A 16693-nucleotide genomic window follows, 5' to 3' on the forward strand; every position below is an offset into this window, starting at 1 on the left:
GGATCACTCCTTCTCGTCGCCGAAGATCTCGAGGATCTCGTCCGCGCTGGAGGCGTTCTCCAGGCGCGCCACCTGGGCCGGGTCCGAGAAGGTCATGGCGACCTTCTGCAGCAGCTCCAGGTGCTCGTTGCCCACGCCGGCGATGCCCACCACGAAGGTGACGGGGTTGCCGTTCCAGTCGATGCCGCCCGGGTAGCGGGTGAAGGTCATGCCCGAGCGGGCGATGGACTCCTTCGCCTCGTTGGTGCCGTGGGGGATGGCCAGGCCGTTGCCCATGAAGGTGGACACCGAGGCCTCGCGGTCGTGCATGGCCTCCACGTAGCCCTGGTCGACCGCGCCGGCGGCGACCAGCAGCGCGCCGGCCTCGTCGATCGCAGCGTCCGCGCTGGTGGCGGTGCCGGACAGGACGATGCTGTCGCGGGACAGGATCTCCGCGGTACCGGACTGGCCGCTGTCAGCGGTGTCGTCGGTGTCCGCCGGGGCTGCGGCACGACGGCCGTGGCCCGCGGCGGGCTCGGAGGACCCTGCCGCGGCGGCGCCCCCGGCGGCAGCGGCAGGCGCCGCCTCGGAGCCGCCGTTGTTGCGGCGCTCGACCATCTGCACGACCTCGTCGTAGCGCGGCGAGTTCATGAACTGGTCGACGCTGACGTGGACGGCGGAGCCGGTGCGCTGTCGGGCGCGGTCCGTGAGCTCCTTCTGGGTGACCACGACGTCCCACTCGTCGGTGAGGTTCGAGATGGCCTTGTTGGTGACCTCGATGTCGTCGAAGCCGGCGGCGCGGACCTTCTTGCGAAGCACGGTGGCGCCCATCGCGGAGGAGCCCATGCCGGCGTCACAGGCGAAGACGATCTTGGAGATCGGGCCGGTGTGGCCGGAGTCGTCGATGCCCTCGGCCGCGGCGGCGCCCGCGGCGCCACCCGTCAGGGCGCCGGAGACGGAGGACTTCTTGCCCTTCATCTGCTCCATCTTGGCGGTGGCGGCGGCGATGTCGCCGTCGTCCTGCTTGCCGATGCGCAGGAACAGCGCGGCGAGCAGGAAGCTGACGGCGGCGGCGCCGGTGACCGCGAGGGCGATGCCGAGGTAGGAGTCCCGCGCGGCCACGGCGAAGATCGCGAGGATGGAGCCGGGGGCGGCCGCGGAGACCAGGCCGGTGTCGAAGACCATGTTGATCGCCACGCCGGTCATGCCGCCGCCGATGGCCGCGAGGATGAGGATCGGCTTCATGAGCACGTACGGGAAGTAGATCTCGTGGATGCCGCCGAAGAAGTGGATGATCGCGGCGCCCGGGGCGGAGGCCTTCGCAGCCCCCCGACCGAAGAACGCGTAGGCGAGCAGGATGCCGAGGCCCGGGCCGGGGTTGGCCTCGAGCAGGAACAGGATCGACTTCCCCTCCGCGTCCGCCTGGGCGATGCCGAGCGGGGTGAGCACGCCGTGGTTGATGGCGTTGTTCAGGAAGAACACCTTGGCGGGCTCGATGAGGATCGAGACCAGGGGCAGGAGGTTCTGCTCCACCAGGAGGTCGACGCCGTTGGCCAGCAACGACATGAAACCGTTCACCAGCGGCGCGAGGCCGAAGAAGCCGGCGGCCAGGGCCACGAAGCCGAAGATGCCGGCCGAGAACATGTTCACGAGCATCTCGAAGCCCGCGGGGATGTGGTCCCGCCACAGGGCGTCGAGCTTCTTCATGCACCAGGCGGCGAGCGGTGCCATGATCATCGCGCCGATGAACATGTGGACCTGCGGCAGGCCCGAGAAGGTCGAGGAGTCGTTGCCCGCCTCGATCCACTCCTGAAGCGCAGGTGCGTTCTCCTGCGCGACCAGCCAGTCAGAGCCCGCGATGACGCCCATGGTGGCGACGACACCGACCACGGCGCCGCGCGCCTCGTAGACCATCCGGCCGCCGGTGTTCGCGATGAGCAACGGCAGCAGGTAGTGGATCATCGGGCCGACAGCGCTGGCGAGCTGTTCGTTCGGGGTCCACCCCTTCTCGATGAAGAAGGCGGTGAGGATGCCCCAGGCGATCAGGGCGGGAATGTTCGGCATCACCATGTTGGACAGGGAAGTGCCGACCTTCTGCAGCGCCACCCGCGGGTTGAACCCGCTCGGCGCGTCGGTCGTCGTGGTCATGTGGTGTCCTCGTTGACGGCGGGGATCAGGGGCCCCGGGACGTTGCACGGGCGCACCGGGCGGCGCGCTGCGAACGCACGGGGGCGCTCGGAGGGGAGAGCCCGGGAGGAGGAGATCCCCCGTGGGTGAGGACAGTGTAAATCCACAGGGAGGGCGCTATGTCCACCTCTGCACCGGTGGGACGCCCGCGTCGCTCAGAGTTCGCCCTGCGCCTTGGTGCCGGCGGGGATCGCGGTCATCCGGGTGACCTCCACGGGGGAGGCGAGCAGCCCGTCGATGTCGGCGTTGAGGATCTTCACGGCCTCGCCGCCGCCGTGCAGGTCGAGGTCCTCCACGCGGGTCCACTTCTCGATCATGGTGATGGTGCCGTCCTCGGCGTCGTGGATGGCGTAGAGCTCGCAGCCGGGCTCCTCGTGCACGGCAGCGATGCCGCGGTGCATGGCGGCGGCCAGCTCCTCCTTCTTCCCCTCGGCGGGACGGAACACGGCGGTGACGATGACGCTCATGGGGCCTCCTGGCTCGTCGGTCTCGGCGGTCCGTGGAACGTATCAGTCGCCCCCGACGCACCGGCACCCCCGTCCGCCGGTCATCGGGGCGGTCCCGCGAGCCGTGCACCGACAGTCCCTGGCTCCGTCCGGGTCGGGCCGTCAGGATGGGGGAGCGGTCGGGCCTCACGACCGCACCCCACCCCCAGAAGGAGCCCCCTCATGCGAGGAGCCGTCATCCACGCCGCCCACGACGTCCGCGTCGAGGACCGGGAGAAGCCCACCATCCTCGAGCCCACCGACGCCGTGGTCCGCACCGTCGCCGCCTGCGTCTGCGGCTCGGACCTCTGGCGCTACCGCGGCATCTCCGCCGTCGCCGAGCCCACCCCGATCGGCCACGAGTTCGTGGGTGTGGTCGAGGAGGTCGGGGACGCGGTCACCACCGTGCGTCCCGGCCAGTTCGTCGTCGGCGGCTTCAAGTACTCCGACAACACCTGCGCCGTGTGCCGGGTCGGTCAGCAGGCCAACTGCGAGCACGGCGGCGGCTACGACGGCTGTCAGGCCGAGTACATCCGCATCCCGCAGGCCGACGGCACCCTGCTCGCCACCCCCGAACAGCCCGCCGAGGACCTCATCCCCAGCCTGCTCGCCCTCTCCGACGTGATGGGCACCGGCTGGCACGCCGCCGTCTCCGCCGAGGTGCGTGAGGGCGGCACCGTGGTCGTCGTCGGCGACGGTGCCGTGGGGCTGTGCGGCGTGCTCGCCGCGAAGGTGATGGGCGCCGAGCGGGTCATCGCGATGAGCCGCCACGCCGACCGCCAGGAGATCGCCCGGGCCTTCGGCGCCACCGACATCATCGCCGAGCGCGGCGAGGAGGGCATCGCGGCCGTGCGCGCCCTGACCGACGGGATCGGTGCCTACTCGGTGCTGGAGTGCGTGGGCACCCAGGACTCCGTGGACCAGGCGCTGCAGTGCGCCCGCCCCGGCGGGATGGTCGGCTGGGTGGGCGTGCCCCACGCCGAGCTCGACCAGCGCCACATGTTCTGGCGCAACGTCGGCCTGCGCGGCGGCGTGGCCCCGGTGAGGGAGTACCTGCCGCGCCTGCTGGAGCTGGTGCTCGCCCGCGAGATCGAGCCCGGCAAGGTGTTCGACCTGGAGCTGCCGCTGGAGGAGGCCGCCGAGGGCTACGCCGCCATGGACGAGCGCCGCGCCATCAAGTCGCTGCTGCGTCCCTGAGGACGCTTCCGAGGGGCCCGCTCACGAGGAGCCGTGGCGGACCCCTCGCCATCCCAGCGCGCCGAGGGCGAGCAGCGGCACCCACACCGCGATCCGCTCCAGCAGGCCCATCACGCCGAGGCCGTCCAGCACCAGCAGCATCGCCACCGCGGCCAGGGTCGGCAGGGCCCCGAGCAGCCAGCACAGCCGGCGCCGGCCGCGCGAGGGCTGTCGGGACCACCAGCAGGCGAGGGCCAGGGCGGCCGCAGCCGGGCCCAGCAGGATCGCGGGCAGCGACACCAGGGAGTGCCAGGCCAGGTCCACGTCCAGCGGGATCAGCCCGCATGCCACCGTGCTCACCCCCATGACCACCAGCAGCGTCACCGCGGCGGCACGCGCCGGGCGGCCGGCAGGGCTGGGCATGCGTGCCAGGCCGAGCGCAGCGACCACCAGCGCGATCCCCGCCAGCACCCACGAGCCGTTCAGCACCACGTGCAGCGGCGAGCAGACCTCGACCGGCCCCGAGGGATAGCCGATCGCGGTGCAGCTGCGCGCCCCGAGGTCGCTGATCGTCTGCGCCACGGGATCGTAGGGCGCGCGGGAGGCCGCCATCGCGAGCAGCTCCGCGGGCAGGGCGAGAGCCTGGACGAGGAGCGCGATGGCGGCGACACGGGGCGCGGTGGCGGGGCCGGGGGACGAGGACATGCCCTCAGTCTTCCGCGCCCCGGGCGACGACGGCAGGCCACGGGCCGGATCTCCTCCGAAAGGACGAGATGTCGGACCCCCGCGGCACGCTGGGGGACATGACCGACAGCACCGACCGGAGCTACCGGTGGTCGCCTACCTGCTCGAGCACAACCACGCCTCGCGCCGGGTGGCGAAGAAGGTGGGGCTCGAGCTGCGGCTGCGCGGCCCCGACGCCGGCCATCCCGATCCCGCCACGATCCGGCTGGTCCTCGCCGATCGACCCTTGTCCCCGGGGCAGCAGGAGGCCGTGATGCACTGAGACAGGATGCCGAGGCCGGGAGGGGGCCGCGGAGACGTGCCCGGCCGTGTGCAGACGGTGAAGACACCGCGAGGGTTCGCGGGGGAGCCGCCCGCCAGGGGTGCACCCCGTCCCGCCGCGGGGCAGGCTGGTCATCCCGCTTCCCCGCTCCCGGGAGGAGACCCCGTGTCCCGTACCCCCGCCCCGCCCACCGGCCCGGCGCCCGCCCCGTCCGCCGGGACCCTGCTGGCGCTTCGCGTCATCGTCGTGATCTGCCTGCTCGGCGCCGCCGGCATCCAGGTGCTGATCCTGCAGGCCGCCGTGCGCGGCCTGGCCGGTCCCGGCCCGCTCATGCTGGGGGTGCTGCTGCTGGTCGTGCTCGGCATCGCCTGTCTCCAGGTGATCGGGCTGTGCGTGCTGCGTCTGCTGGCCCTGATCCGGCGCGGCGCCGTCTACTCCGCCGCCGCTCTGCGCCCCCGCGAGCTCGCCGTCGGCGCCGTGCTCGTCGGCGTCGCCCTGCTGCTGCGCATCGAGCGGGACCTGTGGGCGCAGACCCTCGACCGGCTGGCCGCCACCGCCGTTCCCAGCGGGTCCGAGGGCGCCCCTGGCACCATGACCGCGTGAACGCCTCCGAGATCCTCCAGGAGATCGCCGCGCGCAGCGTGCCCGGCCTCACTCCCGCCTCGGGCTGGTGGGCGGTGCTCGCCCTGGGCCTGGCCGCCGCCGCGGTGCTGCTCGGCCCCGTCTGGCGCCTGCTGCGGCTCGGCGTGACCATCGTCCACGAGCTCGGCCACGCGCTGGTCGGGGTGCTCGCCGGGCGCCGTTTCACCGGCTTCGTGGTGAGCCCCGACATGTCCGGGCACACCATCACCGTCGGCCCCCGCACCGGCCCCGGCCGGGTGCTCTCGGCCTTCGCGGGCTACCCGGCGCCGGCCGTGCTAGGCCTGGTGCTGGTGCTGGTGCTGGTGGCGCGGACGGGCTGGGCCGGCACCGCACTGGCCGTGATCGTCGCCGGACTGCTGGTCTCCCTCGTGTTCACCCGCTCCTTCTCCACGGTGCTGGCCGTGCTGGGCGCCGCGCTCGGCACCGGCGCCGTGTGGTGGTTCGGCGGCCCCGAGGTGGCCGCGATCGTCACCCTCGCGCTCGGGGTGTTCCTGCTGCTGGGCGCCTGGCGGCACCTGGCCGTGGTGGCCCACGACGGCGGCGCGAGCGACGACCCCGGCCAGCTCGCCCGGCTCACCCCACTGCCCGCCGGGCTGTGGATCGCCCTGATGGGCCTGGTGATTCTGGCCTGCACCGTCGGGGCGGCGCTGCTGATCCGCCCCGCGCTGCCGCTGCTCTGAGCCGCCGGCCCGAACCTTCGGCACGAGCCGCTGGACAGTGACGATGTCTGGGGCCGCTGATCTAGGGTGGTGGCCACCCGCCCCGTCTCCCCGAGGAGCCCCATGACCTCGCTCGCCATCCCGGCCCGCCGCCCCGTCCTCGCCGATGCGCTCGCCCCGCGCCTGTCCCGCGCGGTGCCCAGCCCGTGGCTGGCCGACGTGGCGCTCGTGCTCGCCGGCACCCTCGTCGTGGCGCTCTCCGCGCAGGTCACCATCCCCCTGCCGATCGTCCCCATCACCGGGCAGACCCTCGCCGTGATCGTCGTCGGCGCGGCCCTCGGCTCCCGCCGCGGCGCCGCCGCGCTGCTGACCTACCTCGCCGTGGGCCTCGCGGGCGCCCCCGTCTTCGCGGGCCTCACCGGCTCCGTCGCCGCCGTGATGACCCCCAGCTTCGGCTTCATCCTCGGCTTCATCCCCGCAGCCTTCGTCGCCGGCTGGTTCGCCGAGCGCGCCTGGGACCGCACGCCCTTGCTGGCCCTGGGCGGCTTCGTCGCCGCCAGTGTGGTGCCGTTCCTGATCGGCGTGCCCTACATGGCGTGGATCCTCAACGGCGTGATGGGCCTCGGATACGACCTGGCGGGCATCCTCGCCGTCGGCGTCGTCCCCTTCATCGCCGGCGGCCTGGTCAAGGCCGGCCTCGCGGCGCTGCTGATCCCCGCCGCCTGGCGCCTGGTGCGCCGCGTCGACGAGCGCTGAGCACACCGCCCGTCACCCGTCCCGCCCTGTTCGCCGAGCGCATCGTGACGTGGGCCAATCCGCGTTAGGCACCGGGCGGGGACGGTCCTACGCTGTCCGATGACGTTCGTGACCGCGCGGGGATCGACCCTGCCCGGTGACCGGCGAAGGAGAGCTGATGGGCACGATGGTGTCGTACAAGGCGGCCGACAAGGGGAAACCGCGCAAGCGGGTGCGCCCCTTCATCCTGGCCACCCTGCTGGGGGTCTTCGTGATCACCCTGTACGCCGCGATCTTCCACTACCTGATGCACCTCGAGGGGCGGCAGTTCTCCTGGGTGAGCGCCATCTACTGGGCGATCACCACGATGAGCACCCTCGGCTACGGCGACGTGACCTTCGAGTCCGACCTCGGCCGCCTGTTCTCGATGGTCGTGCTGCTCACCGGCGTGGTCTTCCTGCTGGTGCTGCTGCCGTACTTCGTCATCACGTACATGGTCACGCCGTGGCTGGACCGTCGCCAGCACGCCCGCACCCCCCGCAAGGTGCACCCGAACCTCAAGGACCACGTGATCCTGGTCGGCACCAACGCCGTCACCCAGGCGTTCATCGCCCGCGCCGAGCGCTCCCGCACCCCCGCGGTGCTGGTGGTGCCGGACCCGATCGAGGCGATGAAGCTGCACGACCTCGGCATCAAGGTGGTCGTCGGCCCCCTGGACTCGGCGCTGACCTACCGCAATGCGGGCGCGGACCGGGCGCGGCTGATCGCCTCCACCCTCACCGACACCGAGAACACCAACGTCGCCTTCACGGTCCGTCAGGTCTCCGGCGACGTCGACATCGCCGTGACCGCCGAGAAGTGGGCCAGCGTCGACGTGCTGGGGCTGGCCGGCGCCGACCACGTGCTGCAGCTCGGCAGCGAGCTGGGCACCGAGATGGCCGGCCGCGTGCTCGGCGCCACCGGGCACGTGCGCCGCATCGGACGCTTCGGCCGCACCGTCATCGCTGAGACCGCCGCCCGCGGCACGACCCTGGTGGGCCGCACCCTCGGCGAGGCGCAGGACGACATCTCCTCCTGCGTGCGGATCCTCGCGATCATGCGCAAGGGCCGCCTGCGCCCCCTCAAGCAGGACCAGAAGATCACCGACAACACCGTGCTGATCCTCGCGGGCGAGGACCCCGACCTGGAGGCCTTCGACACCCAGTTCCTGGTGGGCCACCAGAGCGAGGCGCCGGTGCTGATCCTCGGCGGCGGCCGCGTGGGCCGCGCCGCCTCCCGCGCGCTCACCGCGGAGGGTGTGCCCAACACGATCGTCGAGCAGATCCCGGGCCGGGTGGAGAACTCCACCGGCGCCGTCGACGGCACCGCCGAGTACCGCGTGGTCCACGGCGACGCCGCCGACGTGCGCGTGCTGCGCGAGGCCGGCCTCGAGACCGCCTCCACCGTGCTGGTCACCCCGCACGACGACGACCTGAACGTGTACCTCACCCTGTACTGCCGGCGCCTGCGCCCGGAGCTGCAGATCGTCTCCCGCGCCACCTACGAGCGCAACGTCGCCACCCTCTACCGCGCGGGCGCCGACAGCGTGCTGTCCTACGCCACCATCGGCGCCACCGACCTGTGGAACCACGCCGGCCTCAGCCATCGCGTGCTGATCGCCGAGGGCAACGAGCTGTTCCTGGTCCCTTGCCCGACCTCCCTGGTGCGCCGCACGGTGCGGAACTCCGAGGTGCACCGCCGCACCGGCTGCCACATCGTCGCCGTCACCGACGAGGACGGCACCCTCAGCTACGACACCGAGCGGATCCCCTCCTCCTCGGTGAAGCTGCTGCTGCTGGGCGACCGCCACGCCGAGCAGATCTTCCGCGAGACCTACCTGCGCCTGCCCCGGCGCTGAGCCGGCCCGACCCGACCGACCCGAGGAGCCCCCGTGCCCGATCCCGTGAAGCTCGCCGTCGGCGATGCCGCCCCTGCTTTCGACCTGCCCACGGCCGGCGGTGGCCAGGTGAGCCTGGAGGAGCTGCGCGGCGCCCCCGCCCTGATCTGGTTCTATCCGGCCGCGAACACCTCGCTGTGCACCAAGCCGGCCTGCGACCTGCGGGACAACCACCAGATGTTCCTCGACGCGGGGTACCGGGTGATCGGCATCTCCCCGGACCCGGTCGCGGAGCTGGACCGCTTCGCCGCCGAGCAGGACCTGCCCTACACCCTGGCCTGCGACGAGTCGCACCGGGTGATGGAGGCCTACGGCGCCTGGGGCACCAAGAACATGTACGGCAAGCTCGTCGAGGGCACCATCCGCTCCAGCTTCGCGATCGACGCCGAGGGCGTGCTGACCTTCGTGAAGTACCGCGTGGGCACCCCCAAGCACATCGCGCTGCTGCAGGAGAAGCTGGGTCTCTGAGTCACGGGGGAGAGGTGCGGCGACCCGGCGCCCGGAACGCCGAAGGCGCCCGCCGTACCGGTCCGATGTGACCTGATCCCCGATCCGTCCACCGCTTTGGCGCGGTCCCCGGCGCTCCCGTATGCTGGCTCGGCATGCCGTGCCCGTGGGCGCGACATCAGGAGACGTGGCAGAGCGGCCGAATGCGCTCCCCTGCTAAGGGAGTAGGCGGTGAAGAACCGCCTCGGAGGTTCAAATCCTCTCGTCTCCGCCCGATCCGAGCCGCGTCACCCACCCGGGTGGCGCGGCTCCGTCGTTCCGGACATGGCGTCGGCCGCCGATGTGACCTGGGCCCTTGGTCCCGTCACGATCCCGTCCCGGACTTTGGCCCGATGGGGTCGCCGGAGGGGAGCGCGCTAGGCTGGAGGGGTTGATCCCGCGTCGAGGCGGTCGTCCGCCGTATCGACGACCACGCCTTGACGGCCGTCGAGACCAGGAGACTCCGTGCCCCAGAACGACGCCATCCATGTGCCCACGCTGACCAGCGAGTTCCCAGTAGTTGGCGATGATCCGCACATCGATGCCCCGCTGCGCGCCACCGTGCGCCGGCTCTCCACCCTGTTGGGCCGCACCCTGGCCGATCAGCACGGCCCCGAGCTGCTGGAGCTCGTCGAGCAGGTCCGCAAGCAGACCAAGGAGGCGAAGTCGACCGAGACCACGGAGGACGACGCCGCCGTGCAGGCGCGACTGGCCGCGCTGCCGCTGGAGCAGGCCACCGCCCTGACCCGCGCCTTCTCCCAGTACTTCCTGCTGGCCAATGCCGCGGAGCAGGTCTACCGCGTCCGGGCCCTGGCCGAGCGCCCCGCGGGCGAGTCCTGGGTGCCGCGCGCCGTGGAGGGCGTGGCCGAGGAGGTCGGCGCCGAAGGCCTGCAGCAGGCCGTCGACTCCCTGGACGTGCGCCTGGTCTTCACCGCGCACCCCACCGAGGCCTCCCGTCGGGCGGTGCTGACCAAGCTGCGCCGCATCTCCGACCTGCTGGAGACGGACACCGAGGAGGGAACCGTCGCCCGGCGCCGCCAGGACCAGGACCTCTCCGAGGCCATCGAGGGCCTGTGGCTGACCGACGAGCTGCGCCGCCAGCGCCCCACCCCGCAGGACGAGGCCCGCAACGCCATCTACTACCTGCGCCAGCTCTACCTGCAGACCATCCCGGGCTTCCTCGACGACCTGCGCGAGGAGCTGCGCGGCCACGGCGCCGACCTGCAGGAGCGCCAGGTGCCGCTGCGCTTCGGCTCCTGGATCGGCGGCGACCGCGACGGCAACCCCTTCGTCACCGCCGAGGTCACCCGCGAGGTGCTGCAGCTGCAGTCCGAGACCGCGATCGACATCGCCATCCAGGTCGTCACCCAGCTCATCACCGAGCTGTCCATCTCCAGCGACCTCACCGGCGACGACGAGGAGCTGCGGGCCAGCATCGCTGAGGACCTCACCCACACCGGGGACATCTCCGAGGACCAGCAGGACCTGTTCGAGCAGGAGCCCTACCGCCTCAAGCTCGGCACCATGCGCGCCAAGCTGCGCGCCACCAAGCGCCGCCTCGCGACCGGCGACGCCCACGAGCACGGCAAGGACTACCGCGACGGCGAGGAGCTGCAGGACGACTTCGAGATCCTCCGCGCCGCGCTGCGCCGCCACGGTGGCAACCGCGTGGCCGACGGAGCCGTCGCGATCGCCCAGCAGGTGCTGGCCGGCTCCGGCCTGAACCTCGCCACCCTCGACGTGCGCGAGCACGCGGAGAAGCACCACGAGCTGCTGGCCCGCATGTTCGACCGCCTCGGCGAGCTGGACCGCCCCTACGCGGAGCTCACCCGCGAGGAGCGCACCCGGGTGATCGCCTCCGAGCTGGCCAACCGTCGCCCGCTCGCCGGCAGCGCCCTGGTCGAGGACGAGACCCTGCTGGACGACGCCACCCGCACCACGTACACCGTGTTCCGCGAGATCCGCGACGCCCACCGCCGCTACGGCACCGCCTCCATCGAGACCTACATCGTCTCCATGACCAAGGGCGCCGACGACCTGCTGGCCGTGGCCCTGCTGGCCCGGGAGGCCGGGCTGGTGCGCATCGCCGGCGGCGCCGAGACCGAGAACCGGGCGGATATCGGCTTCGCCCCGCTGCTGGAGGAGGTCAGCGAGCTGCGCAGCGCCGGGGAGATCCTCGATCAGCTGCTCTCGGACCCCTCCTACCGCGAGATCGTGCGCCTGCGCGGCGACCGGCAGGAGGTCATGCTCGGCTACTCGGACTCCAACAAGGACTCCGGCGTGATGACCAGCCAGTGGGAGATCCACCAGGCGCAGCGTCGTCTGCGCGATGTGGCCGCCCGCCACGGCGTCACCCTGCGCCTGTTCCACGGCCGCGGCGGCTCCGTCGGCCGCGGCGGCGGTCCCACCTACGACGCGATCATGGCCCAGCCGTACGGCGTGCTCGAGGGCGAGATCAAGTTCACCGAGCAGGGCGAGGTCATCTCCGACAAGTACATGCTGCCCACCCTGGCGCGGGAGAACCTCGACCTGTCCCTGGCCGCGGTCATCGAGGGGTCGGCCCTGCACACCACGCCGCGCACCACGGGCGAGCAGCTGGACCGCTTCGGCGAGGCCATGCAGACCGTCTCCGACGCGGCCTTCGCCCGCTACCGCACCCTCGCGGACGACCCGGACCTGCCGGAGTACTTCGTGACCTCAACCCCGGTGGAGCTGCTGGGCGACCTGAACATCGGCTCGCGCCCCTCCAAGCGCACCACCTCCGACAAGGGCCTGGACGGCCTGCGGGCGATCCCGTGGGTGTTCGGCTGGACCCAGTCCCGCCAGATCGTGCCGGGCTGGTTCGGTGCGGGCTCCGGCCTGAAGGCGGCGCGCGAGGCGGGCCTCGAGCCCGACCTGCACGACATGATGCGCCACTGGCACTTCTTCCGCACCGTCATCAGCAACGTCGAGATGACGCTGGCGAAGACGGACATGCAGATCGCCTCCCACTACGTGCACTCCCTGGTGCCCGAGCGGCTGTGGCCCCTGTTCGAGCGCATCAAGGCCGAGTACGAGCTGACCGTGGCCGAGATCGAGCGCCTCACCGGGGTGCTGAACCTGCTGGACAACCAGCCGGTGCTCAAGCGCACCCTGGCTGTGCGCGACCGCTACCTCGACCCGATCTCCTACATGCAGGTGGCGCTGCTCCAGCGGGTCCGCGCCACCCAGGCGGCGGGGGAGGAGACCCCGCCGGAGCTGCAGCGGGCCCTGCTGACCACCATCAACGGTGTCGCCGCGGGCCTGAAGAACACCGGCTGAGCGGCCGCGCGAGCCACGACGGCCCCGGGGAGGCGCGACGCCGCCCCGGGGCCGTCGTCATGCTCGAGGAGGCGCGTGCGGCCGGGGTGCGAGCTTTTCCTCGCCCTGCTTCCACCCGTGGAAGTGGGGCGAGGAGAACCGTGGTCCGGGCCGGGCGAGAGGTCGGGCTCTCCGGCTGGGCGGTGGGGACGGGCGGTCAGGCGGTGTCGCCGAGGACCAGCTCCATGACCTCCATGCGCAGCCCGGCCACGCGGAGATCGGCCGCGTCCCCGGGGAAGGGGATGGTGGAGCCGGTGGCCGCGAAGCCCTGCCGCCGGTACCAGGCGTGCAGCTCGGGCCGGGACTGCAGCACGTGGATCTCCAGCGCCCGCAGGCCCTGGGCCGTGCGCAGGTCGATCTGGGCGCCGAGCAGGCGTCGCCCCAGCCCCGCGGACTGGGCTCGCGGCGCGACGGCGAACAGGCCGAACTCGGCGCGGTAGCCCTGGGCGGCGGTGTAGCAGCAGCCGTCGATGCCGCCGTCGGCGCCCTCGGCGACCAGCAGCTCCACGGCATCGTCGGCCAGCAGCGCCTCGACCTCGCGGGCCGTCGTGCGGGTGCCGCCCACCAGGTGCGCCTCGGTCGTCCAGCCGCCCTCGCCGCGGTAGGCCGCCTCGACCACGGCGATGACGCCCTCGGTGTCGGCGGGGGTGGCGGGGCGGAGGACGATCTCGCTCATGGCAGGATCTCGCTTCCCTCGAGCTGGCGGAGCAGGCCGTGGCCGTCGGGGGCGCGCACCTCCAGTGGGCCCGAGCCGGCGCCTCGGCGGCGCCGCAGGGGGCGCAGGGTGCCGTGGGCCAGGAGCTGCTCGGGCTCGGTGAGCTGGCGGATCGCGATCGCGGCGACCTGGTCCGGGTGCTCCTCGGTGAAGGCCTCGTAGATGGCGGGGTCGTGCTGGCCGTCGTCGCCCACCAGGATCCACCGGACCTGCGGGAACATCTCCGAGAGGCGTGCGAGCGAGCGCTCCTTGTGCGCGCGTCCGGAGCGGAAGAAGCCGGTGTTGGTGGCGCCCCAGTCGGTCAGCAGCATGGGCCCGTCGGGGTAGCCGTTGCGGTACAGGAAGCGCCGCAGCACCGGGAACACGTTCCACGCGCCGGTGGAGAGGTACAGGACGGGCATGTCCGGGTGGGCGCGACGCAGCCGCTGGTAGAGCATCGCCATGCCGGGCACGACGCGCCGGTTGGACTGGTGGGTGACGAAGGCGTTCCAGAAGGCCAGCAGCGGTCGCGGCAGCCAGGTGACCAGGACCGTGTCGTCCACGTCGCTGATCAGGCCGAGGCGGGTGTCCGGGCCGATGACCATCACGTCGGCGGTGACCAGGTCGTGCCCGTCGGTCCACAGCTCGGCCTCGTGGTGGCCGGGGGAGAGGTCGACGTCGAGCTCGGCATCGACGATGCCGGAGCGGTCCGCCTGCACGACGTGCTCGGCGTCACCGAGGCGCACGTGGACGCGGGAGAACGGGGCGACCTGCCCGGCGAAGTTCCGCCAGCCGCGCGCGGCCATCCGCCGCATGTCGTGCACCGGCTGGTCGTGGTGGTCGGCCGACGTGCCCGGGGAGGCGTACCGGATCTTCGCGAGGATACGCACCCGCTCGGTGGTGCCGTAGCCGGTGAAGGGCTGGATGCGCAGGTCCCAGCCGGCGCGGTGGAGCAACCCGCCGACGACGGTGTTCTTCACGTCCTCCAGGCGGGCGGCCCAGTGGGGACGGTCGGAGCGGGCCTCGGGATCGCGGCGGGCACGGAGCGCGCCGGAGAGGTCGCGGAACACGAGTGAGTGAGGAGCTCGGCGGCTCAGAGCCCGCGGGAGAGCTTCAGCCAGGCGCCGTCCGGGTCGTCGTCGACGATCTGCCAGCGGTCGCCGGTGTCCTCGAAGCCGAGGGACTCGTACAGCGACTTCGCGATGGTGTTGCGCGGGCCGACGTACAGGGTGACGGCCTCGGCACCGTCCTCGCGCGCCCAGTCGATGACGGCCTGGGCGAGGGCCTGCGCGAGACCGGTATGGCGGGACTTCGGGGTGACCCACATGGCCTGCAGCTCGCGCTCGGAGTCGGGGGAGTCGCCCTCGTGGCGGACGGCCACCACGCCGACCGGCTGGCCGGCGTCGACGGCGAGGAACCAGGCGGCGTCCTGCACGCGCTGCTGCCAGATGGAGTCCTCGTAGGTGGACTCCTTCTCCCAGCTCTGCCCGAAGGCGGCGGGATCGGTGCTGAGGGAGCGCAGTCGGATCTCCCGGACCAGCGGCCAGTCGTCGTCGTGGGCGCGGATGATGTCGGCCATCGCAGTCCTCCTGAACCGTCAGTGCGAAGTAGGGGCGATCGGCGCCCTGCGGGACGTCCTCGCCGACTCCGTGCCGGGGCCGATGAGCTCACGTCCCCCACAGTGTACGGGGCGCAGTGGATTCGCGCCGCATCCGCCCCCACCTCTTGTCACAATGGGGCAATGGCCCGATACCGCATCCTCACCGTGTGCACCGGCAACGTGTGCCGCTCCCCGGCGGCCGCCGTGATGCTGCGCGAGGGCGTCCGCTTCGCCGGTCTCGCCGACCGCATCGAGATCGGCTCCGCCGGCACCAGCTGGGAGGCGGAGGGCCATCCGATGGACGACCGCACAGAGCTGGCCCTGGAGCGCGCCGGCTACCAGCGGCCCTTCACGCACACGGCTTCGACGATCCACGTCACCGAGCTGCTGCGCTGGGACCTGGTGCTGCCGATGACCACCGAGCACGCGCAGACGCTGCGACGAATGGTGGATCAGGCGCCCGAGGGGGCGGACCTGCCGGAGATCGTGCTATGGCGTCAGTTCGATCCGGGCGCCAGGGTGGACGCCACGGAGGCGGAGCTGGGGGTGAAGGACCCCTGGTACCAGGGGCAGAAGGCCTTCGATCGCACGATCCTGGCGATGCAGAGGGCGGTGCCCTCGATCCTGCTGCACACGCGGCTGCGGATGCGGGAGACGGAGGAGCGGAAGGGCTGAGCTCCTCTTCGGCGGCTCGCGGGCTCAGGCCCCCGGGCCGCGGTTGCGCCAGGTGGCGCCGATGAAGCCGGCGGCGGTGAGGAAGCCGATGCCGAGGGCCGCCACCAGCACCTGACGCAGCAGACCGAAGCCGGAGCCGGAGTCATCGGTGATGGCGTTCAGCAGTTGCACGACGGGGCCGCCGTCGTTCGAGCTCCCGGAGCCCGAACCAGCGCTCGGCGCGGGCGTGGAGGTCTCCTCCTCGGTGGGCGACTCCTCGGCGGTGGCGTATCCGGAGGTGGAGGTCACGGGCCGGGAGTCGGAGACGGGGCTGGCCGCCTCGGATTCCTCCGCCTCGGTAGTCTGCTCCTGCTCCTGCTCCTGCTCCTGCTCCTGCTCCTGCTCCTGCGGTGCGGGCTCGGCGTCCTGCGCCGGCTCGGAGGTCTGCTGCTGCGTGCTGCGCGGCTGCGAGCTGGGCTCGGAGAGGGCCGGTTCCTCGACGGGCGTGGAGCTGTCCGACCCGGAGGAGCTGCCGCCGGAGGAATCACCGGAGGAGTCATCGGTTGAGCTCGACCCGCCGCCAGAGGTCTCCTCGCCGCCACTGGAGTCTGAGGTGTCCTCCCGGGAGTCACTCGACCCGTCGGAGGTTGCATCGTCCCCGTCCGCGTCGTCGCTATTACCTGCCCCATTGCTTCCACCGGGTGAACCCGTGAAATCCCCGTCGCCAGCGCCGGATTCGGCCTCATCGTCGGAATCGCACTCCGTCGGCTCGGCTTCATCAGGTGCGACGGAATCTGCCGTGGCCCCGGCCTGATTGCCCTCCTGAGGTGAAGCCGCAGATGGAGAACTACTGGTGGTGGGAGTGGGCGTGGGCGAATGCGTCTCTGGGCTTTCGCATCCGGGCTCTGTCGAGGGGTCTGTCGAGGGGTCTGTCGAGGGGTCTGTCGAGGGGTCTGTCGAGGGGTCTGTCGAGGGCTCCGCGGTCGAGGGCTCCGCGGTCGAGGGCTCCGCGGTCGAGGGCTCCGCGGTCGAGGGCTCCGCGGTCGAGGGCTCCGCGGTCGAGGGCTCCGCGGTCGAGGGCTCCGCGGTCGAGGGCTCCGCGGTCGAGGGCTCCG

Annotated in this window: 17 protein-coding genes and 1 tRNA gene; 10 read left to right on the forward strand and 8 right to left on the reverse strand. The window is 72.2% G+C overall.

Annotation, left to right across the window (positions count from 1 at the left end; genetic code table 11):
- Positions 1-3: 3 nt before the first annotated feature.
- Together OM98_RS06100 and OM98_RS06105 are read right to left on the reverse strand one after the other, a co-directional pair.
- Entirely contained in the window at positions 4-2127 is a 2124-nt protein-coding gene (locus tag OM98_RS06100; protein ID WP_010533715.1) for a PTS sugar transporter subunit IIA, read from the reverse strand.
- A gap of 194 nt (positions 2128-2321) precedes the next feature.
- Positions 2322-2633, reverse strand: coding sequence for a putative quinol monooxygenase (locus OM98_RS06105; protein ID WP_010533716.1), 312 nt, complete (start codon positions 2631-2633; stop codon positions 2322-2324).
- 201 nt (positions 2634-2834) lie between these two features.
- Between OM98_RS06105 and OM98_RS06110 the strand changes: the two genes are divergently transcribed.
- Positions 2835-3848, forward strand: a complete 1014-nt coding sequence (locus tag OM98_RS06110; protein ID WP_010533717.1) for a zinc-dependent alcohol dehydrogenase family protein — start codon at positions 2835-2837, stop codon at positions 3846-3848.
- A gap of 21 nt (positions 3849-3869) precedes the next feature.
- Here OM98_RS06110 and OM98_RS06115 read toward each other — a convergent pair whose 3' ends face one another.
- Positions 3870-4532 (reverse strand): DUF998 domain-containing protein, encoded by a 663-nt coding sequence (locus tag OM98_RS06115; protein WP_010533718.1) that lies wholly within the window; start codon positions 4530-4532, stop codon positions 3870-3872.
- Positions 4533-4659: 127 nt separating this feature from the next.
- Between OM98_RS06115 and OM98_RS15170 the strand changes: the two genes are divergently transcribed.
- The 8 genes from OM98_RS15170 (at position 4660) to ppc (ending at position 12591) form a co-directional block, all read left to right on the forward strand.
- Entirely contained in the window at positions 4660-4833 is a 174-nt protein-coding gene (locus OM98_RS15170; RefSeq protein ID WP_010533719.1) for a hypothetical protein, read from the forward strand.
- Positions 4834-4998: 165 nt separating this feature from the next.
- Positions 4999-5436 (forward strand): hypothetical protein, encoded by a 438-nt coding sequence (locus OM98_RS14815; RefSeq protein ID WP_010533720.1) that lies wholly within the window; start codon positions 4999-5001, stop codon positions 5434-5436.
- Complete coding sequence (locus tag OM98_RS06130) at positions 5433-6155, forward strand: M50 family metallopeptidase (RefSeq protein ID WP_010533721.1); 723 nt, start codon at positions 5433-5435, stop codon at positions 6153-6155. Before OM98_RS14815 ends, OM98_RS06130 begins: the two co-directional genes overlap by 4 nt.
- A 102-nt stretch (positions 6156-6257) precedes the next feature.
- Complete coding sequence (locus OM98_RS06135; RefSeq protein ID WP_010533722.1) at positions 6258-6890, forward strand: biotin transporter BioY; 633 nt, start codon at positions 6258-6260, stop codon at positions 6888-6890.
- Between the two features lie 157 nt (positions 6891-7047).
- Positions 7048-8766, forward strand: coding sequence for a potassium channel family protein (locus tag OM98_RS06140; protein WP_010533723.1), 1719 nt, complete (start codon positions 7048-7050; stop codon positions 8764-8766).
- A 33-nt stretch (positions 8767-8799) separates the two neighbouring features.
- Positions 8800-9273, forward strand: a complete 474-nt coding sequence (locus tag OM98_RS06145) for a peroxiredoxin (protein ID WP_010533724.1) — start codon at positions 8800-8802, stop codon at positions 9271-9273.
- 160 nt (positions 9274-9433) lie between these two features.
- Positions 9434-9523: transfer RNA gene (locus OM98_RS06150), tRNA-Ser, on the forward strand.
- 233 nt (positions 9524-9756) lie between these two features.
- Positions 9757-12591: a phosphoenolpyruvate carboxylase gene (gene ppc, locus OM98_RS06155; RefSeq protein WP_010533725.1), complete on the forward strand. Its 2835-nt coding sequence runs from the start codon at positions 9757-9759 to the stop codon at positions 12589-12591.
- Between the two features lie 196 nt (positions 12592-12787).
- Here ppc and OM98_RS06160 read toward each other — a convergent pair whose 3' ends face one another.
- Genes OM98_RS06160 through OM98_RS06170 form a run of 3 tightly spaced genes read right to left on the reverse strand, consistent with a single transcriptional unit; the run spans position 12788 to position 14903 of the window.
- Entirely contained in the window at positions 12788-13306 is a 519-nt protein-coding gene (locus OM98_RS06160) for a GNAT family N-acetyltransferase (RefSeq protein ID WP_010533726.1), read from the reverse strand.
- The gene (locus OM98_RS06165; protein WP_010533727.1) at positions 13303-14394 is read right to left on the reverse strand and encodes an App1 family protein phosphatidate phosphatase; all 1092 of its coding nucleotides are present in this window, start codon (positions 14392-14394) and stop codon (positions 13303-13305) included. The genes OM98_RS06160 and OM98_RS06165 overlap by 4 nt, the downstream gene beginning before the upstream one ends.
- A 23-nt stretch (positions 14395-14417) precedes the next feature.
- Positions 14418-14903 (reverse strand): GNAT family N-acetyltransferase, encoded by a 486-nt coding sequence (locus OM98_RS06170; RefSeq protein WP_010533728.1) that lies wholly within the window; start codon positions 14901-14903, stop codon positions 14418-14420.
- Positions 14904-15065: 162 nt separating this feature from the next.
- Between OM98_RS06170 and OM98_RS06175 the strand changes: the two genes are divergently transcribed.
- Positions 15066-15599: an arsenate reductase/protein-tyrosine-phosphatase family protein gene (locus OM98_RS06175; protein ID WP_010533729.1), complete on the forward strand. Its 534-nt coding sequence runs from the start codon at positions 15066-15068 to the stop codon at positions 15597-15599.
- 24 nt (positions 15600-15623) lie between these two features.
- Here OM98_RS06175 and OM98_RS15850 read toward each other — a convergent pair whose 3' ends face one another.
- Both OM98_RS15850 and OM98_RS15990 read right to left on the reverse strand, forming a co-directional pair.
- A complete protein-coding gene (locus tag OM98_RS15850) occupies positions 15624-15887 on the reverse strand; it encodes a hypothetical protein (RefSeq protein WP_010533730.1) in 264 nt (87 codons plus the stop codon).
- 538 nt (positions 15888-16425) lie between these two features.
- The coding region (locus OM98_RS15990) for a hypothetical protein (protein WP_217491411.1) at positions 16426-16693 on the reverse strand (268 nt) is incomplete at its 5' end.

The sequence above is a fragment of the Brachybacterium squillarum M-6-3 genome, assembly GCF_000225825.1.
GTDB classification, from domain to species: domain Bacteria; phylum Actinomycetota; class Actinomycetes; order Actinomycetales; family Dermabacteraceae; genus Brachybacterium; species Brachybacterium squillarum.

Coding starts and splice junctions, on each gene's coding strand:
- OM98_RS06100 (WP_010533715.1), bottom strand. CDS start 2,127: ATGACCACGACGACCGACGCGCCGAGCGGGTTCAACCCGCGGGTGGCG.
- OM98_RS06105 (WP_010533716.1), bottom strand. CDS start 2,633: ATGAGCGTCATCGTCACCGCCGTGTTCCGTCCCGCCGAGGGGAAGAAG.
- OM98_RS06110 (WP_010533717.1), top strand. CDS start 2,835: ATGCGAGGAGCCGTCATCCACGCCGCCCACGACGTCCGCGTCGAGGAC.
- OM98_RS06115 (WP_010533718.1), bottom strand. CDS start 4,532: ATGTCCTCGTCCCCCGGCCCCGCCACCGCGCCCCGTGTCGCCGCCATC.
- OM98_RS06135 (WP_010533722.1), top strand. CDS start 6,258: ATGACCTCGCTCGCCATCCCGGCCCGCCGCCCCGTCCTCGCCGATGCG.
- OM98_RS06140 (WP_010533723.1), top strand. CDS start 7,048: ATGGGCACGATGGTGTCGTACAAGGCGGCCGACAAGGGGAAACCGCGC.
- OM98_RS06160 (WP_010533726.1), bottom strand. CDS start 13,306: ATGAGCGAGATCGTCCTCCGCCCCGCCACCCCCGCCGACACCGAGGGC.
- OM98_RS06170 (WP_010533728.1), bottom strand. CDS start 14,903: ATGGCCGACATCATCCGCGCCCACGACGACGACTGGCCGCTGGTCCGG.
- OM98_RS06175 (WP_010533729.1), top strand. CDS start 15,066: ATGGCCCGATACCGCATCCTCACCGTGTGCACCGGCAACGTGTGCCGC.